A 22,398-nucleotide genomic window follows, 5' to 3' on the forward strand; every position below is an offset into this window, starting at 1 on the left:
CCGCATGAGGAGCATCACCGTCGTCGGCGCGTCGCTGGCCGGCCTGAGCACGGTCCGCGCGCTGCGCGCAGAGGGCTACGACGGCGAGATCGTCGTCGTCGGGGAGGAGCGGCACGCCCCCTACGACCGTCCGCCGCTGTCCAAGGACTTCCTCAAGGGCGACCTGGACGCCGACGCGCTCGCGCTCGGCGACGCGGACGAGTACGAGGCCCTGGACGTGCAGTGGCTGCTCGGCGAGCGCGCGGTACGGCTCGACCCCGCCGCCCGGACCGTCACCCTGGCCGGAGGGCGGCATGTGCGCACCGAAGGCGTCGTCGTCGCCACCGGCGCCACCCCCCGTACGCTCCCCGGCGCGGACGGACTGGCCGGCGTCCACACCCTGCGCACCCTGGACGACGCCCGGGCCCTGCGCGCCGAGCTGCTGAACGGTCTGCCCCGGGTCGTCGTCATCGGCGCCGGTTTCATCGGTGCCGAGGTGGCCTCCACCGCCCACCGGCTCGGGCTCCACGTCACCGTCGTCGAAGCGCTGAACGTGCCGCTGGAACGCCAGCTCGGCCGCGAGATGGGGCTGGTGTGCTCCTCGCTGCACAGCGATCACGGGGTCGGCCTGCTGTGCGGAACAGGCGTGGCGGGACTCACCGGCAACGGCCGGGTGACCGGCGTACGCCTGACGGACGGGCGCGTACTGCCCGCCGACATCGTCGTGGTCGGGGTGGGAGTACGCCCCGCCACCGACTGGCTCGCCGGTTCCGGCGTCGAGGTGGACGACGGCGTGGTGTGCGACGCCGGCTGCGCCACGGGCGTCCCGGGCGTGGTCGCCGTCGGTGACGTCGCCCGCTGCCCCAACCCGTTCACCGGACGGCACGCCCGCATCGAGCACTGGAGCAACGCCACGGAGCAGGCGAGGACCGCCGCCCGCACGCTGCTCTCGGGCGTGTCGGCGCCCGCCCCCGTCACCGCGCCGTACTTCTGGTCCGACCAGTACCAGGTGCGCATCCAGCTCGCCGGACACGTCGCTCCCGGCGCCGAGCCCCAGGTCGTCGACGGCGACCCCGACAGCCGTTCCTTCACCGCGGTCTACCGCCGCGAGGACACGCCCGTCGCGGTGCTCTCCCTGAACCAGCCGAAGCTGTTCAACCGGCTCCGCCGCACCCTCACCCCCGCCGCCGTGCATGCCGGCTCATGACTCCACGGGTCAACTCCTCCTCCGGCCCGACCGGGAGACCGCCATGAAGATTCCGCGGAACCTGCGCTACACCTGGGACCACGAGTGGCTCGTCGTGGACGACGGGAATGCCACCGTCGGCATCACCGCGTTCGCGGCCGGGATCCTCGGCGACGTCGTGCACCTCCGGCTGCCCGACGTCGGCACCTGGGTCGAGGCCGGGGAGATCTGCGGGGAGATCACATCGTCGACCGGTGCGGGTGCCTTGTACGCCCCCGCCACCGGCCGGGTCCTGGAAGTCAACCCCGCGCTGACCGACCACCCCGGAGTGGTCAACTCCGCCCCTTACACCGGTGGTTGGCTGTTCAGGCCGCGGGTCGAGAACATCGCCGGCGCGCTGTCCCCCGACGCGTACGCCGCCCACTGCGCCCACTCCCGAGGAGAGTGCCGATGACCCGGTTCCGCCGGCACACATACGCCGCGGGCTACCCCGGCCCGTAACCGACAACCCTCCCGCACGGGCGCGCCCGGGACATGCTCGGCACGCCCCGCCCACCCCACGGAGTCTGGCGTGGCAATCAGCGTTTTCGACCTGTTCTCCATCGGCATCGGACCCTCCAGCTCGCACACCGTCGGCCCGATGCGCGCCGCCGCGATGTTCGCCGCCCGCCTGAAGAAGGACGGCATACTCGCCCAGACCGCCGCGGTACGAGCGGAGCTGTTCGGCTCCCTCGGCGCCACCGGCCACGGCCACGGCACCCCCAAGGCCGTCCTGCTCGGCCTGGAGGGCAACGAACCGCACACCGTCGACGTCACCCGGGCCGACCTGGACGTGGAACGGATCCGCGGCACCGGGCGCATCCGCCTCCTCGGCGCCGAGATCGGCTCCGCCCACGAGATCGACTTCGACGCCTCGACCCAGCTCGTCCTGCACCGCCGGCGCACACTGCCGTACCACGCCAACGGCATGACGCTGTGTGCGTACGATGCCGACGGTCTGCCGCTGCTGGAGAAGACGTACTACTCGGTCGGCGGCGGGTTCGTGGTCGACGAGGACGCCGTGGGCGCCGACCGGATCAAGCCCGACGACACCGCACTGGCCCACCCGTTCCGCACCGGTGACGAACTGCTGCGACTCGCCCGCGAGACCGGCCTGTCCATCTCCGCGCTGATGCTGGAGAACGAGAAGGCCTGGCGCGGCGACGACGAGATCCGCGCGGGTCTGCTGGAGATCTGGCGGGTCATGGCAGGCTGCGTCTCCCGCGGCCTGTCGCGCGAGGGCATCCTCCCCGGCGGGCTGAAGGTCCGCCGCCGGGCCGCGACGGCGGCCCGGGCGCTGCGCAGCGAGGGCGACCCGGCGGGCCGGGCGATGGAGTGGGTGACGGTCTACGCGATGGCGGTCAACGAGGAGAACGCGGCCGGCGGCCGGGTCGTGACCGCCCCGACGAACGGCGCGGCCGGCATCATCCCCGCGGTCCTGCACTACTACGTCAACTTCGTGCCGGGCGCCGACGAGGACGGCGTGGTCCGCTTCCTCCTCGCCGCCGGCGCGATCGGCATGCTCTTCAAGGAGAACGCCTCCATCTCCGGCGCCGAGGTCGGCTGCCAGGGCGAGGTCGGCGCCGCCTGCTCGATGGCCGCGGGCGCGCTGGCCGAGGTCCTCGGCGGCTCCCCCGAGCAGGTGGAGAACGCCGCCGAGATCGGCATGGAGCACAACCTCGGCCTGACCTGCGACCCGGTCGGCGGCCTGGTCCAGATCCCGTGCATCGAGCGCAACGGCATGGCCGCGGTCAAGGCCGTGACGGCCGCCCGGATGGCCCTGCGCGGCGACGGACGCCACCACGTCTCCCTCGACAAGGTCATCAAGACCATGAAGGAGACCGGCGCCGACATGAAGGTCAAGTACAAGGAGACCGCCCGCGGCGGACTCGCCGTCAACGTCATCGAGTGCTGAGGAGGACATTGCGCGCGCGTTCGGAACCAGCAGCTGCAGAACCGGGAGTGAGGCCATGGGACGGGTCACCGAACGAGGACGTGCGCCGCGCACAGCCCCGCCGGGACCTCGGTCGTCCGGCGCCCGCGGCCGCCTCCGGCGCGTCGCGATGCTCAGCGTGCACACCTCACCGCTGCACCAGCCGGGCACCGGTGACGCCGGCGGGATGAACGTCTACATCGTCGAGCTCGCGAGGCGCCTCGCCGCCCTCGACATCGAGGTGGAGATCTTCACGCGGGCCACCTCCGCCGCATTCCCGTCCACCGTCGAACTGGCACCCGGAGTCCTGGTACGGCATGTGACCGCCGGGCCCTACGAGGGTCTGGCCAAGGAGGACCTGCCCGCGCAACTCTGCGCCTTCACGCACGGCGTGACCCAGGCCTGGGCCGACCACCGCCCCGGCCACTACGACCTGCTCCACTCGCACTACTGGCTCTCCGGCCACGTCGGCCGCCTCGCCGCCGCACGCTGGGGCGTCCCGCTCGTGCACGCCATGCACACCATGGCCAAGGTCAAGAACGCCTCCCTCGCCGAGGGAGACACCCCCGAACCCGCGCACCGCGTGAGCGGCGAGACCCAGGTCGTGCGGGCGGCCGACCGGTTGATAGCGAACACCGAGCGGGAGGCGGAGGAGCTCCTGCGCCACTACGACGCCGGCACCGACCGGGTCGCCGTCGTCCACCCGGGCGTCAACCTGGAACGGTTCCGGCCCGGTACGTCCGGCATCGCGGCCGGCCGCGCCGCGGCCCGGGCCCGCCTCGGGCTCCCGCAGGACGCCCTGATCCCCCTGTTCGCGGGGCGCATACAGCCGCTGAAGGCGCCCGACGTCCTGCTGCGCTCGGTGGCCCGGCTGCTCGCGGACCGGCCGCGGCTGCGTGAGCGGATCACGGTGCCGGTGGTGGGCGGGCCGAGCGGCAGCGGTCTGGCCGAGCCGGAAGGACTGCAGAAGCTGGCGGCCGGGCTCGGCATCTCCGACGTCGTCCTGTTCCGCCCGCCCGTCGGCCAGGACCGGCTCGCCGACTGGTACCGGGCAGCGTCCGTCCTGGTCATGCCGTCCTACAGCGAGTCCTTCGGCCTCGTCGCCGTCGAGGCGCAGGCCTGCGGCACGCCCGTGATCGCAGCCGCGGTGGGCGGTCTTCCGGTGGCGGTGCGCGACGGCGTGAGCGGCGTTCTCGTACGCGGTCACGATCCGGCGGACTACGCGCGGGCCCTGTGCGCGTTCGCCGACGACCCGTCCCTCTCCGGCCGGATGGGCGCGGCAGCGGCCCGGCACGCCCGCCGCTTCGGCTGGGACACGGCCGCCGCGGCGACGGCGGACGTGTACGCGGCGGCCCTGCACGAGCACCGCCTCCACAGGTGAACGCCCGCGCCGACGCGTCCGGCTGAGGAGGCTCAGAGCCAACTGAGAGGTGGCTGTGCCAGGGTGGCGCGCCTACACCCCCCTCAGGAGCCCCTGGATGACTCTGATCAACGGTCTGCCCGCTCATGTCCTGTTCGTCCATGTGGTCGTCGTGCTGATACCCCTCACCGCGCTGGCCCTGGTGACGGCCGCGATCTGGCCGCGCGCCGCCCGGCGGCTGGGCGCCCTGCTCCCGGTGCTCGCCTTCCTGGCCCTGGCCAGCGTGCCGTTGACCACGCACGCCGGCGAGTGGCTCGAACGGCACGTGGACGACGACGCCCTGGTACGCCGGCACACCGAACTCGGCGACGGACTGCTGCCCTGGGCCCTGGGCCTGTTCGTGCTGGCGGCGGTCGTGTGGTGGGCGGGGCGGCGCGCTCCTGCCGAGCCCGCACAGCGCAGCCGGTCGCGCTGGTCCGCCCTGCCGGTACGGATCGTCGTCGGCGTGCTCTCGCTGGCCGTCGCGGTGGGAGCGGTCGTGGACGTCTACCGGATCGGCGACTCCGGAGCGAAGGCCGCCTGGCACGACGCCTACTCGAAGACGGCGACGGGTTCGAAGGGCCACGACGACTGATCCGGCGCCCTCCCGCGCGATGCGGCCCCCGCCGAGCGGCCTCGGCCCCCGGAGCTGCGCACACCGTCCGAGCGGTCGCTGCTTCACCGAAAGACCCGCTAGGTCCGGTCGTCGAACTCCCGTCGTCCGCCCGGAGGACGTGCCTCGCGCCCGCCGGGGTGCGGCCATGCACGTCGTAGGCGCGTGCTCTGGGGTCCCCCCGGCCGAAGGCTGGGGGAGGGCGTTTGACGACAGGGCCTGCGCTGTCCGACGAGCCGGGAGCGGACCGCCCGGCCCACGGCCCAGAGCGCGGCACCGGCCGGGACGGCGACGAGGGCGCCGGTCAGGGCCGCCTCCAGCGTCGCCGCCGTACCGGTGACGGGCGCCGACACCGGATGGCCGGCGCGATCCGACCACACGGACACCTGGGTGCCCGCCGGGGCACCCGGAAAGATCTGTGCCCGGCCCGTGTGCACGGAGCCGTCCGGTTCGGTCCAGCGCACGGCGGCCCACACGCGGCCGGCGTCGTGTCCGCCGACGGTGACGGGCGTCTTCGCCGCGTCGTCGGTGAGTACGGCGGACACGGCATGCACCGGGGCCGTCCGCGCCGCGAACGCCGCGTCGGTGACCTGGGCCGCCAGGGTGCCCGCGAGGGCTCCGCCGATCAGGGCGAGCAGCCGGGCGACGAGTACGCCCCAGCCCTCGACGACGTCGCAGTGCCGCCTGAGAGGATTGCGGCGCCAGCGCCGAAACCGTACCCGGTGGGCCGTCGTGGGAGGTGTCCGCGTCATCGCCGCCGTCTGCCGTGCGCCGGACGCCGTCTGTCAAGGCGTGTGCGCCCGGCCGGGCGCGGGGAGGTCGGGGTCGAGGTCCGGACGGCGGGGCGGTCCGGCCAGTGCGCAGTGCACGTTCACCACACCCGCCACAGCCCGTGCGAGCCGCGCCGCAAGCGGGATCAGGGCCGTCTCACGGACCCGGCCGGCCACCGTGACGACACCGTCGCGCACCTCGACCCGGACCGTGACGGCGCGCGGGCCGAAGAGACGACGACCTCGCGCCGGACCTCCTCGGCGATCTCCTCGTCGCCCCGCAGGAAGACCTTCAGCAGGTCGGAGCGGCTGACGATGCCACGGAGAGTGCCGTCACGGCCGACGACCGGCAGCCGCTTGACCCTGGCGCGGGCCATGAGACGCGCGGCGTGGGCCAGCGTGGCCTCGGGCGCCACGGTGACGGCCGGGGCGGTCATCAGCTCGGCCGCGGTCACGGCGTCCGCCTTGCGGACCTCGGCCGGGAACCGGACCTCCGCGTAGTGGCCGATGTCACCGCCCGGGTACTCCTCCTTGGCCAGCAGATCCCCCTCGGAGACCACGCCCACGGCACGGCCGGCCCCGTCCAGCACCGGCAGGGCGCTGACCTGCCACTCGCGCATGACCTTCACGATGTCCTTGAAGGCCGCGCCCGCGCGCAGGGCGACGACCTTGTGCGTCATCACGTCGTTCACGAGGGCCGGAGCGCCGTTCATGGCGTCCTCCAGAGGCGTGTGTGCCGTCGTCGGACACCTTCAGCCTGCGGCGGCGGATCCCTGTGCGACATGGGCCCAGTGGCCCCGATACCCTGCCCCGTCGGCCCTGCGCGTCCCGTGGTGCGGGGGCCGAGGACGGCGCGGCCTACTCGGCGGGCAGCGGGACGTGCCAGTCCAGTGCCGAACCGCCTCCCTCGGGGCTGGTCACCTCGAGCCGTCCGCCGAGGTTCTCCGCCCGCTCGGCCATGTTGAGCAGTCCGCTGCGCCGGCCGCCCGGCGGGATGCCCACGCCGTTGTCCGAGACCCTCAGGCGCACCTCGTGGCCGTGGGCGGTCAGGACCACCTGGGCCCGGTCGGCGTGGGCGTGCCGGGCGATGTTGGTGAGGGCCTCGGTCAGCACGGCCACGACGTGGTCGGCGGTCTCGGGCGGCACGTCGGTGTCGACGAGGCCTTCCATGCGCAGACTGGGGGTGAAGCCCAGTACGGGGGCGGCCTCACCGGCCGCACGGACGACCCTGGCCCGCAGGCTGCCGCCGGCGGTGCCCGTGCGCGCCCGGAGCCCGAAGATCGTCGACCTGATGATCTTGATGGTCTCGTCGAGGTCGTCCACGGCCCGCAGCACCCGCTCCGCGGCCTCCGGATGGTCGATGAAACGTCCCGCACTCTGCAGGGTCATCCCCGTGGCGAACAGCCGCTGGATGGCGAGGTCGTGCAGGTCGCGGGCGATGCGGTCGCGGTCCTCCAGCAGCGCGATCTGCTGGGCGTCCTGCCTGCCGTCGGCCAGCTCCATCGCGATCGCGGCCTGGGCGGCGAACCCCTGCAGCAACTCGGTCTCCTTCTGGAGGAAGAGCGGCCGGCCGGCTTCGCGGGCCACCAGGACCACGCCACGTATCCCGCCGCCACCCGTGCCGATCGGGACGGCCACGGCGGGACCGAGCCCCTCGAAGCGCGGCGGCTCGGGGTTGATCCGTGCGTCGTGGACGACGTCGGCGCTGGTGACCGGGGCGGTCGCGGTGTACGCCAGCCCCATGAGGCTCGCGTCCAGCGGCAGCACCAGTCCCCGGTGGGCCTCCGCGTCCACTCCGACGGCGATCTCCACGGTGAGCGACTTCGTGCCCTCCATGGGCATGGCGACCGCCGCCAGGGCCGAGCCCGAGATCTGCCGGGCACGCTCGGCGATCAGGTTCAGGGACTCGGCACGGTCGGTGCCGGACATCAGGCTGTGGCTGATCTCGGCGTTCGCGCGCTGCCAGCGCTCGCGCAGCCGGGAGTCCTCGTACAGGCGCGCGTTGTCGATGGCCACGCCGGCGGCCACCGCCAGCGTGGACAGCACCGACTCGTCCTCCTCGTCGAACACCACGCCGCCGCGCTTCTCGGTCAGGTAGAGATTGCCGAAGACCTGGTCGCGCACCCGGATCGGGACGCCGAGGAAGCTGTTCATCGGCGGGTGGCCCGGCGGGAAGCCGTACGAGGACGCGTGTTCGGAGATCTTGGCGAGCCGCAGCGGAGCCGGGTGCCGGATCAGCTCGCCGAGGATGCCGTGCCCTTCCGGATAGGGGCCGATCGTGGCGATCTGCTCCTCGGCGACGCCCACCGTGAGGAAGGCGGACAGCCGGGTACCGTCCGGTCCGATGACGCCGAGCGCCGCGTACTCGGCGTTCACGAGCGCCGCGGCCGCCTCCACGATGGAGTGCAGGACCTGCTCCAGGTCCAGCTCCCGGCCGACGGAGAGAACCGCTTCCAGCAGTCCCTGCACCCGATCCTGCGTGCCACGGGCCGCGTTGATACGGGCCTGCAGCTCCTCCAGCAGCTCGTCGAGCTTCAGCTGCGGCAGTCGTACCCGGGGTTCCTCCGCACCGGTCACCGCGCCCTCCAGCTCCCATCAGCACATGACTCGGAACCGATGGGTGTCCTCCACACGGTATCCCGTCCGGAGCCGGACGGAGGCGCGATCGGGCCGTCGAGCGCCTGACCTGCGCCGGGAGGCCGTCACCGGGCGGCGGCCGGGGCAGCCGGGCCGTCCCCTCGGCCCGAGAGGGCCGAGGCGAGCGCTTCGCCGCCGGCGGAGATGCGAGATGCCCGGCGATCCGGCTGAACGCGCTCGTATCCACGGGCGGTTGGCACGGGCCGCGGCCGGGGCGGTGTGCTTGGCAGCGCACGCGCACCGCCCCGGCCGTCCTCAGACCGTGATCCGGCGCCCGGTCGTCGTGCGGGGCTCGACGCGCACCCACAGGTCACGCTCGCCGCCCGTCCAAGGGGCGCTGTACGCCTGCTCGGTGAGCCACCGCTGCTCCTGCGGGTCCGCCACCCTTCGTGCGCTGCCCCGGATCAGGACGCTCCAGCCCTGGCTGAACGCGTCGTCGATGCGGTCGATCTCGAAGGCCACTTCCTGGCCCGCCGCGAGGGACGGTGTCGCGCCGAGGACCGTCCGGAAGACGATCGCACCGTCGACGACGCCGTAGTTGACGGGCACGATCACCGGCCCCGAGGCGGTGGGTACCGCGAGTCGTCCCACCCCGTGCGAGCCGAGCAGCGCCCGGCACTCGCCCGGTGTCAGCTCCGAGAACCGGGGTGCGCGTACGGCGCGTCCGGTGCCCGGTGGCAGATCGGCGGCACCGCCGGTCAGCTCGGTCACCGTGGTCTGAAGCGCCTCGGCCAGTCTGGTCAGGGGGCCGGGGCCCGGTGCGGCACCGGGCTGCTCCTCCAGATGGCGCAGGTAGGTGACGGCCACGTCGGCGCGGGCGGCCGCCTCCCGTCGCGTCAGGCCGAGCAGGGCCCGCCGGGCGGCCAGGCGGCGGCCCAGATCGCCCCGCGGCGCCTCAATCGCCACGTACGCTGTCGTCCGTTCGGCCATGGCCGTCACGCTCCTTCTCCGTCAGGCCGTGGGAACGGCCACTTCGGCGTGCTGCTCCCCGCCGAGCACGATCTTGAGCGCGCCGGTCTCGGCGGCCCGGGAGAAGACGTCGTAGGCCTCCTCCATGTGGTCCAGCGGGAAGGTGTGGGTGACCAGGTGCCCCGTCGGCAGCCGGCCGGCGGCGGCCATCCGCAGCAGGGTGGGCGTGGAGCAGGTGTCCACCAGGCCGGTCGTGATGGTCACGTTCTTGATCCACAGGTCTTCGAGGTGCAGCGTGGCGGGCTTGCCGTGCACGCCGATGTTGGCCACGTGCCCGCCGGGGCGGACCATGCGGGTGCACAGCTCGAAGCTCTCCGGGACGCCGACCGCCTCCATGACCACGTCCGCGCCGAGTCCGTCGGTCAGATCGGCGACCAGCTGGCCGGGTTCCTCGCGGACGTCGGCGACGGCGTCGGCGCCGAGCCGCCGGGCGGTCTCCAGCCGGGCCGCAACCATGTCGACCGAGATGATCCGTTCCGGGGCGAACAGGCGCGCCGTGGCCACGGCCGCGAGTCCGATGGGCCCGGCGCCGACGATGACGACGGTGTCGCCGGGCCGCACGTGCCCGTTGAGGACACCGACCTCGTAGGAGGTCGGGAAGATGTCGGCGAGCAGGACGGCGTCCTCGTCGGGCAGGGCGCCGGGCAGCGGATGCACGGACAGGTCGGCGTAGGGGACGCGGACGTACTCGGCCTGGGTGCCGTCGATGAGATGGCCGAGGATCCAGCCTCCGCCGCCTCTGCACTGGCCGTAGGAGCCGTCCCGGCAGAACCGGCACCGGCCGCACGAGGTGATGCAGGACATCAGCACCCGGTCGCCCGGCCGTACGGTGCGCACGTCGCTGCCGGCCTCGACGATCTCGCCCACCGCCTCGTGCCCGAGGACCGTGCCGGAACGGACCTCGGGCACGTCGCCCTTGAGGATGTGCAGATCCGTGCCGCAGATGGTCACGGCGCCGACCTTCACGATGGCGTCCGTGGGTTCCTCGACGGCGGGGTCCGGGACGTCCTGCCAGGACGCCTGCCCCGGGCCGTGGAACACGAAGCCCTTCATGGCAGCTCCTTGTCGCCTCTTCGCCGGTCCGCCGCGCAAACCCGGTCCCGGCACCGCGCCGGAACGGCCCGCGCCTTCAGCTTCGCCGGTGGAGGTGCGGTGCCGCTTGGGCCGTCCGGCCCTCGCCCGCGGCCGGACGGCGCCCCATCGGGGTCCGCGGCCGTCGCGTGCCCGAGCGGTGTCCCGTACGGTCCCGCGGCCAGGGCCGGACGGCCCTACCCTCAGTCCGCCGGGCCCGGTTCCCTCGTGTCATGTCCGAGAACGGCACGGCCCCGGTCGTGGAGCACCACACCGCACGGGAAGTCCACGTGGGGCACCGCGTGGCCGGCGGAGCGACCGTCGTGGCCGTGCACGGCGAGATCGACGTGCTGACCGCCCCCGTGCTGTCGCGGCGGCTCGACGTGCTCACCTCGTGCTCCCAGCCCGACCTGGTGGTCGACCTGCGGCCGGTCACGTTCATCGACTGCGCCGGACTCGGGGTCCTGTGCCGCGCCCGCAACCGGACACTGGCCCGGCAGGGCCGGCTGCGGCTGATCACGGAGAGCGCGGGCCTCCGGCGGATGCTCCGGGTCACGGGACTCGGAGACGTCTTCGAGGTGCACACACGACTGCCGCAGCCGCTGCCGGGACCCCAGGGAGGAGCGGCGTCATGAACGCGAAGTCGGGGCTGTGGCGTTGGCGGAGCAATCCGCTGCGGCGGCGCGAGGACGTCGTGGAGGCCTGGCTCGTCCTGGCGGTCTGGATCGTGGTGGTGGCCGGCGGGGCAGTCGTCGGCGTGCTGACCGCACGTGCCGCCGGAGATGTGTTCACGGCGCAGCGGGCCCACCGGCATCCCGTCCGTGCCGTACTGCTCGCCGACGCACCGCGTGACACCGCGGCCGCCTGGCCGGCGGACGGTCTGGTCCGGGCGACGGTGCGCTGGACCGCACCGGACGGCACGACCCGGACCGGTGACACGCTCGTGGACAACGGTCTGCGGGCCGGCGCCCGGCTGGTGGTCTGGCAGGACGACCACGGCGGCCTCAGTCCCACGAAGCCGACGAACCCCACCGAGGGCGCGATCGAGGCCGCTCTCTTCGGCGCGACGGCCGCCCTGGCCGTCGCCGGCCCGGTGTACGGGGCAGGCGTGCTCGGACGGGCGTGGCTCGACCGGCGGCGCCTGGCCCGCTGGGACCGTGAGTGGGATCTGGTGGAGCCCCGCTGGGGCCACCGGACGGGCTGACGCGGACCGCCGTCGCCACCGACCGGCGCGCGTCCCCCGCCTCCGCGCAGGCACGCCGCCGCAGGCTGAACATGCCGCGAACGTGGCTCTCCTGGCACCCCCGCAGGTGCGGAGAGCCGGCGGCACCGGCCACAGCGCGCGCCGGCGCGGCGTCGGCGAGTTTCCTGCGGATCCCGTCGTCGGGACCGGCGGTGGTGGGTGGGCCGGGGGCGTCAGGCGGGTTCCGGTACGACGGCCACCGGGCAGGCCGCGTGGTGCAGCACCCCGTGGGCGACGCGGCCGAGGTGGAGGCCGAGGTGACCGTGCCTGCGCCGGGCGCCGACGACGAGCAGGTCGGCCTCGCGGGAGACGGCGATCAGGGCGTCGCGGGGGTGGCCCTCGACGGCGCGGCGGTCCACCTTCAGTCCGGCCGGTGCGTCGCGCAGGGCCTCCTCCAGCACGTCGGCGGCCTGGTGCTCCCCAAGGTGTGCCCGCTCGCCTGCGAGCAGCCGGTGACCGGTGGCCGCGTACGCGGAGCGCCGCCAGGCCCGTACGGCGTCCAGGGACACCCCGCGCAGGGACGCCTCCTCGACGGCGAACCGCACGGCGGCCGAACCGGCCGAACCGGCCGAGCCGGCGGAGGGGGCCGGCTTGTCGCCCACTCCCAGCGCGATCCGCCCCCGGATCCCGGAGCGGGCCTGGTTGTCGTGGCTGCCGCCCAGCACGATCACCGGACAGCGCGCGTGCCCGGCGACCGCCAGGCTGACGGAACCCAGCAGCGCCTCGGCCAAGCCGCTGCGGCCACGACACCCCAGCACCACGGCGACGGCGGTGCTGCTCTCCCGTACGAGTCCGTGCTCCGGCTCCTCGGGCAGCACATCGGTGGTGACCTTCAATCCGGGCCGGCGGCATCGGGCGCGCTGCTCCGCGGTGCCGACGACGTCCCGGGCCATCACCTCCTCCAGCGGCTTGCCGAGTTCCTGCGCGAGCAGGGCGCCCTCGTAGCGGTCCCAGAGGGAGGCGTACACCAGCCGGAGCGGGGCCCCGCGCAGGGCGGCCTCGTCGGCAGCCCAGTCGACGGCTCGCAGGCTCGGCTCGGAACCGTCGACGCCGACGACGATCGGAAGGTCCATCGTGTTCACCGTTGCCTCGAAGGGTCAGTTGTGCGGGACGACGGCCACCGGGGCCGCGACGTGGTGCAGCACGGCGTGCGCCACATGGCCGATGTGGGCGCCGAGCGGGCTGGTGCGGACGCGCCGGCCCACGACGACCAGGGAGGCCTCGCGGGAGGCGTCGACGAGAATCTGCGCGGTGCTGCCGCATCGGCTCGCCTCGATCACTTCCACGTCCGGGAACCTCTCTCGCCAGGACCGCAGCAGCTCGGCCAGGGCCTTGGCCTGCCCGCGGGCGAGCTCGTCGTACAGCTCGGCGTCGCCGCAGAAGCGGTGGAAGATGGTGGGCGGCTCGCTCCAGGCATGTACGACCCGCAGGGAGGCGCCTCGGCGGGCGGCCGCGTCGAAGGCGAACCCGAGCAGCGTCTCGTCGGGGGTGCCGATGTCGACGCCGAGAACGACGGGCCGGAAGGGGGGCGCGGCGGACGGTACGCCCGCCGGGTTCGGCTTGTGCTCGTCGGCGGCCTGCTCTCCGGCCCGGACCAGTACCACAGGGCGTTCGGCGTGGGCGAGGACGGCCAGGCCGACCGAGCCGACCATGAAGCCGGCGAGCCCGCCGAGGCCGCGCGAGCCCAGCACCATCAGCTCGGCCGAGTCCGCCGCCTCGGTCAGGGCGTCGACCGGATCCCCGGTGAGCCGGTCGGTGATCACCTCGACACCGGGATGGCGCAGCCGCAGCCCCTCGGCGGCCGCACGGGGAACCTCCTCGGTCCAGTGCTGCCGGGTCTCACCCCCGAGCGGCAGGGCCTGGGCCACGTGAACGATCTTCAGCGGCAGACCACGCAACCCTGCTTCACGCGCCGCCCATTCGGCTGCGGCCCGGCTCTCGGGCGACCCGTCGAGACCTGCCGTGACCGTTCGGGTCATCGCCTGCACCTCCCGGGACGACGATGCATCCAGTCTCCAGCGTGGCGCCGCCGCGGTCGCGGGACGAGAGGCCGCACGTCCCTGCACGGGACCGACCGGCCCTGCGCAGAACCTCTCCGGTGCAGCACCAGGACTCGAGCGCGGGAGCCGAACGGCCCACCTGGGGGACCGGTGGCGGCCGGGTGTCCGGCACCGGCACACCCTGGAAGAAGCCGGAGCGTCGCCACCAGGTTCACGGAGGTCACCATGTACGGCACCGCGCACACCGTCAGCGATGTCATGAGCCGGACGGTCGCCGCCGTGGGCCGGCGGGCGCCGTTCAAGGAGATCGTGCAGCTGATGCAGGACTGGCGGGTGAGCGCTCTGCCCGTGATCGAGGGCGAGGGCCGGGTGATCGGCGTGGTCTCCGAGGCCGACCTGCTGCCCAGGGAGGAACTGCGGGACGACCCGGCCACCGGCTACCTCCAGCTGCGCCGGCCGGTCGACATGGCGAAGGCCGGCGGCCTGACCGCCGGGGATCTCATGTCGTCGCCCGCCGTCACCGTCCGGCCGAACGCCACCCTCGCCGAGGCCGCCCGCACCATGGCGCACGAGGGGGTCAAGAGGCTGCCGGTGGTGGACGACGCCGGACTGCTGGCGGGCATCGTCAGCCGCGCCGACCTGATCAAGGTCTTCCTGCGCGATGACGACGACATCGCCGAGGGGGTACGGCGCGAGATCGTGTCGTCCCTCCTTCCGTCACCGGCCTCGGCGATCCAGGTGGACGTGCACGACGGAGTCGTCACGCTGACGGGCCGGATCCGGGACACCGCCCTGGTCCCGGTGGCCGCGCGCCTGGTGCGGGCCGTGGAAGGCGTGGTGGACGTGCAGTTCGACCTCGCACGCGCCGATCATGGAGTGAGGCCGCGCTGAGCGGGGCATCCACCTTCACGGAACAGCACCCGATCCGGGTGGTGTTCCTGCTGGACGGCCACGAGGTCGTACGGCGCGGACCGGCCGAACTGCTCGACGCCGTACCGGACGTCTCCGTGGGCGGTGACGCGGACACCGCCGAGCACGCCCTCACCCGCGGGCCCGCGCTGCACCCGGACGTGGCGCGCTCGACGTGCGGCTTCCGGACGGTGACGGCATCTCGGACCGCCGGGAGCCGCGCAGCCCGATGCCGGAGCCGGCGTGTCCGATGCTGACCTCGTTCGACGACGAGGACGCTTTGCCGGACCCCGTCTGATGCGCACGCTGCGCACCGCCCAGGCCGAGTTCCCCTCCGTGCCGCCCGAGCTGCGGCCCTGTCGCCACGCGAACGGGTCATCCTCGCCCTGATCGGCGACGGTCTCACCAACCGCGAGATCGGATGCCGGCGAAGCTCGGAGTCCAGCGCCGCGTCCAGGCGGCGGTCCTCGCGTCCCACCTGGAGCCGCAGAGCTCCACGGACGGCTCGCACCGCTGAGATTGCCGCAGAGCGCGACGGGCGGGCCCGGCAGGGGGCCCGCCGATGAGTAAACGGATGCGTCAGCCGCCGCGCTTGATCTTGACATGCCTGGCCTCCGCCTTCTCGGAACCCAGGCCCACGCTGACGGTCAGCATGCCGTCGGTGTAGTCGGCCGTGACGTCGTTCTCGTCGGCGCCCGGCGGCAGCGTCACGCTGCGGCTCATCGAGCCGTACCGGATCTCGCTGTGGTTCTTGTCCACGTCCCGTTCGCCACGCTCGGCCTTCACCGTGAGCACCCCGTCGCCGATGATCACGTCGATGTCCTCCGGGGACATGCCCGGAAGCTCGGCGCGCATGACGTAACGGTCGCCGTCGGTGAAGTCCTCGATCCGGACGGAAGGCATGGCGAACTTGCTCGGAATGGTCTCGAACCAGTCCGGCATGTCCGGGAACGGGATCCTCTGCATACGGGTGAGTGTGCCCATGGCCCTACCTCCTCGGTCTTCGCCTGATTCCAGTGCAGCGCGCCCGGCGTTCCCGTGTTGAGGCCGAACAGCCCATGTCATGGGTCCTCAAAGTCCCTTTTGCCCGTTCCTCGGGAGGTCACACTGATGACCAGGGAACGACCACACGCGGCAGCGGACCTCGAGTCCCGGACGCTCTCGCCGGATCCGGCGGCTGACTCCTGAAGCGGGTGAGGCCCACCCGCCCGAGGCAGGGACCAACGGCCCCTGGCACCTCGTACGGTGCGCGACTTGCATGGGACGGGACCGTGCGGCAACACCGCGGAACGGGCCTGCGGCGGCAACCGTCCGTCCGCGCCGTCGCGCCACTGCGGCACCTGGAGGCGATCATGTCCGAGCCGAGTGAGCGCCGGCCCATCGTGGTCGGTGTGGACACGGACCCCGCCCGGCGGACGGCGCTGGGCTGGGCGGCCGACGAGGCGGCCCGTCGGCGGGTGCCGCTGCGTCCCGTGCGCGCCGAGGGCGTGCCGACCAGGGGGCTACGGGGGCCGGACGTCCCGCCGTCCTGGGAGGAGTGGAACGAGGCCCTGCACCGCAGCGGGAAGCAGATCCTCGCCGAGGCCGTGGACTTCGTCGCGGCCCGGCACCCCGAGGTCGAGGTGGACGCCGTACTCGCCGAGGGGGACCCCGTGTGGGTGCTGGGCGAGGAGAGCCGTGCCGCCACGGCCGTCGTGCTGGGTTCGCAGCACCTCAGCCGGGCCCAGGAGGTGTTCGGCTCGTCCGCGGTCGCCCTGCGCCTGATCGCGCGGGCGCTCTGCCCGGTGGTGGTCGTCCCGGAAGCGGAGCACGTCCCCCAGGAGCCCGCGTTCTACGTCGTCGGCGTCGACGGCAGCGAGCACTCGGCCGCCGCCGTGGACCTGGCGTTCGAGGAGGCTTGTCTGCGCGGTGCCGAGGTGCGGGCACTGTACGTCTGGCAGCCCGGACCACTGAGGATCTTCGACGAGCACGGAGTCCAGCAGGAGTACCGGCGGCTGCTCTCGGAGACCGTGGCCGGCCGTCAAGCGCGCTGTCCCGACGTGGACCTGCGGCACGAACTGGTCGTCGGACATCCGGTGCAGGCCCTCACCGACGCCTCCGCCCACGCACTGGGGTTGGTGGTGGGCACGCGCGGGCACGGTGGCTTCGCGGGGATGCTGCTGGGCTCGGTCAGCCAGGGAGTGCTGCACTACGCCCGTTGTCCCGTCCTCGTCGTTCCGCCGGCGCGGACCTGAGCGTCCACCGCATCCGAGCCGAGTCCGAGAGCCCAGGGGCCGTCACGGGAAGTCCGGTACGACGGCCACGGGACACCTGGCGTGGTGCAGCACCGTGTGTGCCACGCGCCCCAGTTCCAGTACGCCCAGGCTGCGGCGCCGTGCCACCCCGACGACCAGGAGGTCCGCCGCCGCGGACCGCTGAAGCAGCACCTCGCGAGCCGGCCCCTCGACGACCGAGCGGAGTACGTGCGCGTCCGGGTGATCGGTCAGGGGTTCCTCCAGCAGCTCGTCGATCAGCGCGACGGCCTGCTCGTCGTCGCCGAGGCCGGCACGGCCGGTGAGCACGGACCGGTGGGGCGGCCGTCGCCAGGTGCGCACCACGTCCAGCCCGCACTTGCGGGCCTCGGCCTCGCGGAACGCGAAGCGGGTCGCCATGCCGCTCGTGCCGGGTTCGCCGACACCGATGACGCCCCGGCCGTGGGTGCCCGCGATGCCCGCGGTGTCCGGCAACTCCCCGCGGCCGCGGCAGCCGACGATCAGAGCGGTGGCGTTGTGGCCCTCGTGCAGGAGCGCGTAAGCGGGGCCCTGCGGGAGAACGGCGGTGTCCACCGGGACGGCCGGGGCCCGTCGGCGGGCATGCTCCGCTGTGTCGCCGACGATGTCGTACGCCGTCATCCGCCGGGCCGGACGCGCGGAGCCGGTCGAGGCCGGGCGGCCCTCGTAACGTTCCCACCGCGACGCGTGGACGAGCCGCAGCGGCAGACCGTGCATTTCGGCCTCGTCGGCGGCCCAGTCCACGGCCGGCAGGCCGGAGTCCGATCCGTCGACACCCACCACCAGGGGAGGACGCATGACCCGCACCGCCTCTCGCCGGACTGCGGGCACCGCAGCGGTCCTGTCCTGCCCCCACCCTCACACCGCCGGCGCGCTGAGCTGAGGGGCGGATCGGCCCTTTCGACCGCCAACCGGCTCTGCCGCCCGGGACATTCGGCCCCTGCCGCCGACAGTGAGTGCCACTCAGGCTGGAGACAGGACTCGTATGACGTCCCGCGGCAGATGCGGCGCCACCTCATACGACGGCGGGGCCCGCGACCCAGGGAGGCCACCGTGATCACGCCACCCCTCACCCCGTACGACATCACCGCCCCCGTGGCCGACGCCGCGGCAGCCCCCTCGCTGCACAACGCACAGACCTGGAGGTTCCGCTACCGGAGCGACAGCGGTGTCCTGCGCCTCCACGCCGACCTGGAGCGCGCCCCGCCGTGCACCGATCCGGACCCGCGGCGTGCACCTCGGATGTGGCGCGGCCCTGTTCAACCTGCGCGTGGCCGCCGCCGCGGCCGGCCGGCATCCGGCGGTCCGGCTGCTGCCCGACCGGGCCGATCCGCAGCTGCTTGCCTAACCCGAAGGCCGTCCGAGTCCCCGTCGGCCCGTCGCCGACGTGCTGGACGTCGTACGAGACGGGACGCCCGTGGGCGTCCGAGCGGAGGGAGAAGCCGGGTGAAGGTGTCCGAGGTGATGACCGCTCCCGCTGTGGCCGTCCCACCGCACGTCCCCCTGGAGCAGGTGACCCGGAGGATGTCGGAGTCCGGGGTGGGCTCAGTCCTGGTCGTCGAGGACGGGACGCTGCGCGGCATCGTCACCGACCGCGACATAGCGGTGCGCGGGCTGGGCGGTGGGCTGCCCCCGGGCACAGCGGTCGAAGCGGTGATGTCCTCGGGGGTGGTCACGGTCGATGCGGCGGACGACATCCAGACGGCCTATGGCACGTTCCGCCGCATCGGCGTGCGCCGCCTGCCGGTGCTGGACGGACACCGCCTGGTGGGCGTGGTGACGATCGACGACCTCCTTCTGGACGTCTTCCGGCGACTGGCCGATCTGCTGGGTCCGATCGCCTGGAGCGTGCTGCGGGAACCGCCGGGACCGCCGGGAGCGGACAGGGCGTCGCAGGCGAGCTGAACGGGCCGGGCAGTGCGCGACCCGGACGACACTCCCCGTCGGGACAGCTCACTGCTTCCGCGCAGGCACGATCACGACCGGGCAGCTCGCATGCTGCGACACATGCTGGCTGACCGAGCCCAGCAGGGCGGCGGCGAACCCGCCCCGGCCCCGGCCGCCGACGACCAGGACCTCGGCTCCCTCGGCGGCCCGCAGCAGTACGTCGGCGGCGTTGCCGTGCACCACATGGCAGCGGACCGAGCCGGCCGCGTCCGCGCCGAGCACCTCGGTCAGCTCCTTGCGCACCCGCTGCCGCGTCTCCTCCTCGTCGACATCCATGTCCACGGCGGGCGCCGACCAGCCGTAGAGCCCCGGCAGTTCCCACACCGCGATCGCCTCCACCGTGGCGCCCACGAGGCCGGCGTAGCGGACGGCCCAGCGCAGGGCGTCGTACGAGGACGGCGATCCGTCGACACCGGCGACCACCCGAGGACCGGAGACATCCTTGTCCATGCGTCCCACCTCTCCTACGGCTCTCCCACCCCGTCGATCGGCCACGTCCGTTTCCACGCTGCACGCGGTCCCGCGATCTCGCCACGGCAACATGCGTCCGTGGTGCCGCGTACGCCGTCGGCCGAGTGTCCTGGCCAGGGCCCCACCACACTCGAAGACCGCGGCGGCGCCACAGATCCAGGCAGGCCGTCCCGGCGCGCCGATCACTCGGACGGGCGGCGGCCGGGTGTACGGGCACCCATCCGGTCGGTGTCCGGCCTCCCGCGCTGTGCCGTCCGAGGGCGATACTCCGGGAAAAGGGCGATGATGTTCGGGGGTGCGTGCTCAGGCAGGTGAACGCACGTGACATACCGCGCCTCACGTCGCGGGAGGAGCCATGAGCAAGGGGGCACTGCCCCGGCCGCGGGCCGGGATGCGGGAATGCGGGTCCCGGCTGCCGACGCGCAGGGCGGCGCGGACCGCCGTGGGGCGCAGGGCCTCGTCGGCGAAGGGCGACTGGATGCTGCTGCCCGGCGGCTCGTGGCGGCACGTCGAGACGATCAGGGTGCGCAGCCTGTTCGGCTGAGAGCGCCGCACCGTGCTCACGACTGCTGGGGCACGATCGCGACCGGGCACTGGGCGTGATGCAGCAGGGTGTGGCCCACCCGGCCGAGCTGGAGTCCGAAAGGGCCCGTCCTGCGGCGCGCGCCGATGACGACGAGATCCGCGGCCGCCGACCGGTTCACAAGGACCTTGCTCGCCGGCCCCTCGAGCGCCGAACGGTGGGTGCGGACCTGCGGATACTCGGCGCTCAGGGCGTGGAGTGACGCATCGAGCAGCGCGGAGGCCGTCGCGTCCGCCGGCTCGTCCGCCCGGGTCCCCTCACCACTCACCTCGTGGGCGGGGTGGCGCCAGGCACGTACGACGTCCAGGGTGCAGCCCCGGACGTCGGCCTCGCGGAAGGCGAACCGAAGGGCCTCGGAGCCGGTGTCGGCGTCTCCGAGGCCGAGCAGGATCCGTCCGTGCGTACCGGCCAGACCCGCTCGGTCACCCCGGACCACGACCACGGGGCAGTGCGCCCGGGCCGCGACGGCCAGACCCACTGAGCCGAGAAGCAGTCCCTTGAGCGGGCCGCGCCCGCGTGAGCCCGTCACCACCGCGAATGCGGCGGCGCCCTCGTGCACGAGGGCGGTCGCGGCGTCCTCCGGGAGGGTGTCGGTGGTGACCTTCACGTCGGGGTGGTGCCGCTCGGCGCGCTCCGCCGCGTGGGCCACGATGTGCTCGGCCAGCACCTGCTCGGAGGGCCGACCGCCGCCGGTTCCCGGCAGGGCGCCCTCGTAACGCTCCCAGAGGGAGCCGTGGACGAGCCGCAGGGGAACGCCGTGCCGTACGGCTTCGTCCACGGCCCAGTCGACGGCGAGCAGGCACGAATCCGATCCGTCGACGCCGACAACCAGGGGGAGTGCCATCGTCCCCACCGCCTTTCACGGGGCTGCCAGTCGGGTGTGCGGCACTTGGCGCCGACTTCACGGTTGCATCCGCTCCGGTCGGGGCACGAGGGCCCTTCGGCTCTTTCCGGCGGCTTTCGGACCCGGGGTTCCGGTGCTGACACCCGGGAACAACTCCGCCGCACGAAGCGCTGCCCCTCATACCCCAGCGGGTATGAGGGGCCACAGGGCCGGCGCACCGCTGGGGACGGAACCGAGCGGCGGAGGAGCGTGAGACCGATGGCGACGGCGGGGAACGACCGGCTGCACAGGACCGAGGCGGGCCGTACGGAAGAGAACCCTCTGGTGACGAGGTGCGGACGCAGGATCGACGTACGGTGCCTGCGCCTCGGAGACCCGGGCCGGCCCGTCAGCCGGATCGCCCTGGAGGTGGGGGAGGACCAGGGCGGCGAACCGGGAGTCTGGGCGGCACTCACCCCGGACGAGGCGCGTGGTCTGGCCCACCTGCTCCTTCAGCGGATCGGTGCGGCCGAGCAGCCCGCCGGTGCCCGGCCGCAGAGCGGCACCTCCTGACCAGCTGCGTCCTCTTCGTGGCGGCGGTCAGCCCCGGCGCAGTGCGGCGAGCGTCGCGGCGAGGTCCGCCGGGCGGGGGCGGTTGTGCGGCAGCTTGCCCAGTACGGCGGCCATGCCGCAGGTGTCGGTGAGCGCGGAGAAGACGAGGCCGCCCGCGATGCCGGCCGAGAGGATCTGGAAGGCCGGATGCACCAGCAGACCGAGGAGCAGGCCCAGGAGCACGACCGTGCCCGCCGTGAAGCGCACCTGCCGCTCCATGCTCCAGCCGGCCCGGGTGTCGCAGGCGGCCGGCCGGTGCAGGTCGTGTCCCGCGCCGGCCCAGGCGCCGGTGCCGCCGGTGAGGGTGGCCGTCCGGATGCCCTCCTCGGCCAGCAGCCCGCAGGCGCGCTCCGAGCGCGCGCCGGAGGCACACACCATGAGGACGTCGCCGCGTCCGGCGGCGTGCCGTATCTCGGGCAGCGCGCTCCGGATCCGGTCCAGGGGGATGTTGAGGGCACCGGGCAGGTGGCCGGAGGCGTACTCGCCCGGGGTGCGCACGTCGATGACGGTGAGTTCGTGCAGCCGGGCGCGGGCCTGGCCGGCGTCGAGGGTGACGGGGGTGGTGGTCATGGCAGATGTGATCCTTGATGGTCGCCGCCGTCCCGAACCGGGACGTACAGTACCCCTAGGGGTATTTTTCGAGGAGTGAGCGTGGAACTGGAGCTTGAGGGTGCGTCCCTGAGGGCCGTGCTGAACCGGCTGCGGCGTGCGCAGGGCCAGATCTCCGGTGTGATCCGGATGATCGAGGAGGGGCGGGACTGCGAGGACGTCATCACGCAACTGGCCGCCGCCTCGCGGGCCCTGGACCGGGCCGGTTTCGCGATCATCGCCACCGGCCTGCAGCAGTGCGTGGCCGACATCGAATCGGGCCGCAAGAACGGTGAGGACACGGAGGCGATGCGCGCGCGGCTGGAGAAGCTGTTCCTGTCGCTGGCGTAGGACTT

At 73.5% G+C, this 22,398-nt stretch carries 24 protein-coding genes and 2 pseudogenes; 14 read left to right on the forward strand and 12 right to left on the reverse strand.

Annotated features, from left to right (window positions below; genetic code table 11):
• Window positions 1-4: 4 nt before the first annotated feature.
• The 5 genes from SRB17_RS22985 to SRB17_RS23005 all read left to right on the forward strand — a co-directional run bounded on the left by SRB17_RS22985 (window position 5) and on the right by SRB17_RS23005 (window position 5,131).
• Entirely contained in the window at window positions 5-1,186 is a 1,182-nt protein-coding gene (locus SRB17_RS22985; protein ID WP_153541751.1) for an NAD(P)/FAD-dependent oxidoreductase, read from the forward strand.
• 43 nt (window positions 1,187-1,229) lie between these two features.
• The gene (locus SRB17_RS22990; RefSeq protein ID WP_153541753.1) at window positions 1,230-1,619 is read left to right on the forward strand and encodes a glycine cleavage system protein H; all 390 of its coding nucleotides are present in this window, start codon (window positions 1,230-1,232) and stop codon (window positions 1,617-1,619) included.
• A 117-nt stretch (window positions 1,620-1,736) separates the two neighbouring features.
• Window positions 1,737-3,119, forward strand: a complete 1,383-nt coding sequence (locus tag SRB17_RS22995; protein ID WP_323376120.1) for an L-serine ammonia-lyase — start codon at window positions 1,737-1,739, stop codon at window positions 3,117-3,119.
• Window positions 3,120-3,174: 55 nt separating this feature from the next.
• Window positions 3,175-4,518 (forward strand): D-inositol-3-phosphate glycosyltransferase, encoded by a 1,344-nt coding sequence (gene mshA / locus SRB17_RS23000; RefSeq protein ID WP_153541755.1) that lies wholly within the window; start codon window positions 3,175-3,177, stop codon window positions 4,516-4,518.
• Between the two features lie 97 nt (window positions 4,519-4,615).
• Window positions 4,616-5,131, forward strand: a complete 516-nt coding sequence (locus SRB17_RS23005) for a DUF2231 domain-containing protein (protein WP_153541757.1) — start codon at window positions 4,616-4,618, stop codon at window positions 5,129-5,131.
• 98 nt (window positions 5,132-5,229) lie between these two features.
• Here SRB17_RS23005 and SRB17_RS23010 read toward each other — a convergent pair whose 3' ends face one another.
• The 5 genes and pseudogenes from SRB17_RS23010 to SRB17_RS23030 all read right to left on the reverse strand — a co-directional run bounded on the left by SRB17_RS23010 (window position 5,230) and on the right by SRB17_RS23030 (window position 10,578).
• Complete coding sequence (locus SRB17_RS23010; protein ID WP_153541759.1) at window positions 5,230-5,901, reverse strand: hypothetical protein; 672 nt, start codon at window positions 5,899-5,901, stop codon at window positions 5,230-5,232.
• Window positions 5,902-5,934: 33 nt separating this feature from the next.
• Window positions 5,935-6,632 (reverse strand): annotated as a pseudogene (locus tag SRB17_RS23015) (CBS domain-containing protein).
• 145 nt (window positions 6,633-6,777) lie between these two features.
• Entirely contained in the window at window positions 6,778-8,496 is a 1,719-nt protein-coding gene (locus SRB17_RS23020) for a GAF domain-containing protein (protein WP_323376121.1), read from the reverse strand.
• A gap of 315 nt (window positions 8,497-8,811) precedes the next feature.
• Window positions 8,812-9,486 carry a pyridoxamine 5'-phosphate oxidase family protein gene (locus SRB17_RS23025; protein WP_153541763.1) on the reverse strand — a complete coding sequence of 225 codons (675 nt, stop codon included), beginning with the start codon at window positions 9,484-9,486 and terminating at the stop codon, window positions 8,812-8,814.
• Between the two features lie 21 nt (window positions 9,487-9,507).
• Window positions 9,508-10,578, reverse strand: a complete 1,071-nt coding sequence (locus SRB17_RS23030; RefSeq protein WP_153541765.1) for a zinc-dependent alcohol dehydrogenase family protein — start codon at window positions 10,576-10,578, stop codon at window positions 9,508-9,510.
• Window positions 10,579-10,829: 251 nt separating this feature from the next.
• Here SRB17_RS23030 and SRB17_RS23035 point away from each other — a divergent pair, with 251 nt between their 5' ends.
• Both SRB17_RS23035 and SRB17_RS23040 read left to right on the forward strand, forming a co-directional pair.
• Window positions 10,830-11,231 carry an STAS domain-containing protein gene (locus tag SRB17_RS23035; protein WP_153541767.1) on the forward strand — a complete coding sequence of 134 codons (402 nt, stop codon included), beginning with the start codon at window positions 10,830-10,832 and terminating at the stop codon, window positions 11,229-11,231.
• Window positions 11,228-11,800: a hypothetical protein gene (locus SRB17_RS23040; protein ID WP_153541769.1), complete on the forward strand. Its 573-nt coding sequence runs from the start codon at window positions 11,228-11,230 to the stop codon at window positions 11,798-11,800. Before SRB17_RS23035 ends, SRB17_RS23040 begins: the two co-directional genes overlap by 4 nt.
• 212 nt (window positions 11,801-12,012) lie before the next feature.
• Here the strand turns inward: SRB17_RS23040 and SRB17_RS23045 are convergent, their stop codons facing one another.
• Both SRB17_RS23045 and SRB17_RS23050 read right to left on the reverse strand, forming a co-directional pair.
• Window positions 12,013-12,912 (reverse strand): universal stress protein, encoded by a 900-nt coding sequence (locus tag SRB17_RS23045; protein ID WP_153541771.1) that lies wholly within the window; start codon window positions 12,910-12,912, stop codon window positions 12,013-12,015.
• Between the two features lie 24 nt (window positions 12,913-12,936).
• On the reverse strand, window positions 12,937-13,818 hold the full coding sequence (locus SRB17_RS23050) for a universal stress protein (RefSeq protein WP_153541773.1): 882 nt from the start codon (window positions 13,816-13,818) through the stop codon (window positions 12,937-12,939).
• Window positions 13,819-14,064: 246 nt separating this feature from the next.
• On the opposite strand from SRB17_RS23050, the gene SRB17_RS23055 reads away from it, so the two are divergent.
• Both SRB17_RS23055 and SRB17_RS23060 read left to right on the forward strand, forming a co-directional pair.
• Window positions 14,065-14,730: a CBS domain-containing protein gene (locus SRB17_RS23055; protein ID WP_153541775.1), complete on the forward strand. Its 666-nt coding sequence runs from the start codon at window positions 14,065-14,067 to the stop codon at window positions 14,728-14,730.
• A pseudogene (locus SRB17_RS23060) lies at window positions 14,727-15,265 on the forward strand (response regulator transcription factor). The gene SRB17_RS23055 and the pseudogene SRB17_RS23060 overlap by 4 nt, the downstream one beginning before the upstream one ends.
• 62 nt (window positions 15,266-15,327) lie before the next feature.
• Here SRB17_RS23060 and SRB17_RS23065 read toward each other — a convergent pair.
• The gene (locus SRB17_RS23065; protein ID WP_153541777.1) at window positions 15,328-15,732 is read right to left on the reverse strand and encodes an Hsp20/alpha crystallin family protein; all 405 of its coding nucleotides are present in this window, start codon (window positions 15,730-15,732) and stop codon (window positions 15,328-15,330) included.
• A 368-nt stretch (window positions 15,733-16,100) separates the two neighbouring features.
• Here SRB17_RS23065 and SRB17_RS23070 point away from each other — a divergent pair, with 368 nt between their 5' ends.
• Window positions 16,101-16,982, forward strand: a complete 882-nt coding sequence (locus tag SRB17_RS23070; protein ID WP_153541779.1) for a universal stress protein — start codon at window positions 16,101-16,103, stop codon at window positions 16,980-16,982.
• Window positions 16,983-17,024: 42 nt separating this feature from the next.
• Here SRB17_RS23070 and SRB17_RS23075 read toward each other — a convergent pair whose 3' ends face one another.
• Window positions 17,025-17,816, reverse strand: a complete 792-nt coding sequence (locus SRB17_RS23075) for a universal stress protein (protein ID WP_153541781.1) — start codon at window positions 17,814-17,816, stop codon at window positions 17,025-17,027.
• A gap of 666 nt (window positions 17,817-18,482) precedes the next feature.
• Here SRB17_RS23075 and SRB17_RS23085 point away from each other — a divergent pair.
• A complete protein-coding gene (locus SRB17_RS23085) occupies window positions 18,483-18,923 on the forward strand; it encodes a CBS domain-containing protein (RefSeq protein WP_153541783.1) in 441 nt (146 codons plus the stop codon).
• A 48-nt stretch (window positions 18,924-18,971) separates the two neighbouring features.
• Here SRB17_RS23085 and SRB17_RS23090 read toward each other — a convergent pair whose 3' ends face one another.
• A complete protein-coding gene (locus SRB17_RS23090; RefSeq protein WP_153541785.1) occupies window positions 18,972-19,415 on the reverse strand; it encodes a universal stress protein in 444 nt (147 codons plus the stop codon).
• A gap of 376 nt (window positions 19,416-19,791) precedes the next feature.
• Between SRB17_RS23090 and SRB17_RS23095 the strand changes: the two genes are divergently transcribed.
• Window positions 19,792-19,980 carry a hypothetical protein gene (locus SRB17_RS23095; protein WP_153541787.1) on the forward strand — a complete coding sequence of 63 codons (189 nt, stop codon included), beginning with the start codon at window positions 19,792-19,794 and terminating at the stop codon, window positions 19,978-19,980.
• A gap of 16 nt (window positions 19,981-19,996) precedes the next feature.
• On the opposite strand, the gene SRB17_RS23100 is transcribed toward SRB17_RS23095, so the two are convergent.
• On the reverse strand, window positions 19,997-20,863 hold the full coding sequence (locus SRB17_RS23100; protein ID WP_153541789.1) for a universal stress protein: 867 nt from the start codon (window positions 20,861-20,863) through the stop codon (window positions 19,997-19,999).
• Window positions 20,864-21,121: 258 nt separating this feature from the next.
• On the opposite strand from SRB17_RS23100, the gene SRB17_RS23105 reads away from it, so the two are divergent.
• On the forward strand, window positions 21,122-21,415 hold the full coding sequence (locus SRB17_RS23105) for a hypothetical protein (protein WP_228396201.1): 294 nt from the start codon (window positions 21,122-21,124) through the stop codon (window positions 21,413-21,415).
• A gap of 27 nt (window positions 21,416-21,442) precedes the next feature.
• Here SRB17_RS23105 and SRB17_RS23110 read toward each other — a convergent pair whose 3' ends face one another.
• Complete coding sequence (locus tag SRB17_RS23110) at window positions 21,443-22,024, reverse strand: rhodanese-like domain-containing protein (protein ID WP_153541791.1); 582 nt, start codon at window positions 22,022-22,024, stop codon at window positions 21,443-21,445.
• Between the two features lie 81 nt (window positions 22,025-22,105).
• On the opposite strand from SRB17_RS23110, the gene SRB17_RS23115 reads away from it, so the two are divergent.
• Complete coding sequence (locus SRB17_RS23115; RefSeq protein ID WP_323376122.1) at window positions 22,106-22,393, forward strand: metal-sensitive transcriptional regulator; 288 nt, start codon at window positions 22,106-22,108, stop codon at window positions 22,391-22,393.
• Window positions 22,394-22,398 lie beyond the last annotated feature (5 nt).

This window comes from Streptomyces sp. RB17 (genome assembly GCF_009604455.1).
Lineage (GTDB): Bacteria > Actinomycetota > Actinomycetes > Streptomycetales > Streptomycetaceae > Streptomyces.

Bases quoted from the DNA above. Each gene is read 5' to 3' on its own strand.
- SRB17_RS23105 (WP_228396201.1), top strand. From the start codon at position 21,122: ATGGCGACGGCGGGGAACGACCGGCTGCACAGGACCGAGGCGGGCCGT.
- SRB17_RS23095 (WP_153541787.1), top strand. From the start codon at position 19,792: ATGAGCAAGGGGGCACTGCCCCGGCCGCGGGCCGGGATGCGGGAATGC.
- SRB17_RS23070 (WP_153541779.1), top strand. From the start codon at position 16,101: ATGTCCGAGCCGAGTGAGCGCCGGCCCATCGTGGTCGGTGTGGACACG.
- SRB17_RS23005 (WP_153541757.1), top strand. From the start codon at position 4,616: ATGACTCTGATCAACGGTCTGCCCGCTCATGTCCTGTTCGTCCATGTG.
- SRB17_RS23050 (WP_153541773.1), bottom strand. From the start codon at position 13,818: ATGACCCGAACGGTCACGGCAGGTCTCGACGGGTCGCCCGAGAGCCGG.
- SRB17_RS23045 (WP_153541771.1), bottom strand. From the start codon at position 12,912: ATGGACCTTCCGATCGTCGTCGGCGTCGACGGTTCCGAGCCGAGCCTG.
- SRB17_RS23090 (WP_153541785.1), bottom strand. From the start codon at position 19,415: ATGGACAAGGATGTCTCCGGTCCTCGGGTGGTCGCCGGTGTCGACGGA.
- SRB17_RS23035 (WP_153541767.1), top strand. From the start codon at position 10,830: ATGTCCGAGAACGGCACGGCCCCGGTCGTGGAGCACCACACCGCACGG.
- SRB17_RS23085 (WP_153541783.1), top strand. From the start codon at position 18,483: ATGACCGCTCCCGCTGTGGCCGTCCCACCGCACGTCCCCCTGGAGCAG.
- SRB17_RS23040 (WP_153541769.1), top strand. From the start codon at position 11,228: ATGAACGCGAAGTCGGGGCTGTGGCGTTGGCGGAGCAATCCGCTGCGG.
- SRB17_RS22985 (WP_153541751.1), top strand. From the start codon at position 5: ATGAGGAGCATCACCGTCGTCGGCGCGTCGCTGGCCGGCCTGAGCACG.
- SRB17_RS22990 (WP_153541753.1), top strand. From the start codon at position 1,230: ATGAAGATTCCGCGGAACCTGCGCTACACCTGGGACCACGAGTGGCTC.
- SRB17_RS23075 (WP_153541781.1), bottom strand. From the start codon at position 17,816: ATGCGTCCTCCCCTGGTGGTGGGTGTCGACGGATCGGACTCCGGCCTG.
- SRB17_RS23110 (WP_153541791.1), bottom strand. From the start codon at position 22,024: ATGACCACCACCCCCGTCACCCTCGACGCCGGCCAGGCCCGCGCCCGG.
- SRB17_RS23030 (WP_153541765.1), bottom strand. From the start codon at position 10,578: ATGAAGGGCTTCGTGTTCCACGGCCCGGGGCAGGCGTCCTGGCAGGAC.
- SRB17_RS23025 (WP_153541763.1), bottom strand. From the start codon at position 9,486: ATGGCCGAACGGACGACAGCGTACGTGGCGATTGAGGCGCCGCGGGGC.
- SRB17_RS23055 (WP_153541775.1), top strand. From the start codon at position 14,065: ATGTACGGCACCGCGCACACCGTCAGCGATGTCATGAGCCGGACGGTC.
- SRB17_RS23100 (WP_153541789.1), bottom strand. From the start codon at position 20,863: ATGGCACTCCCCCTGGTTGTCGGCGTCGACGGATCGGATTCGTGCCTG.
- mshA (WP_153541755.1), top strand. From the start codon at position 3,175: ATGGGACGGGTCACCGAACGAGGACGTGCGCCGCGCACAGCCCCGCCG.
- SRB17_RS23010 (WP_153541759.1), bottom strand. From the start codon at position 5,901: ATGACGCGGACACCTCCCACGACGGCCCACCGGGTACGGTTTCGGCGC.
- SRB17_RS23065 (WP_153541777.1), bottom strand. From the start codon at position 15,732: ATGGGCACACTCACCCGTATGCAGAGGATCCCGTTCCCGGACATGCCG.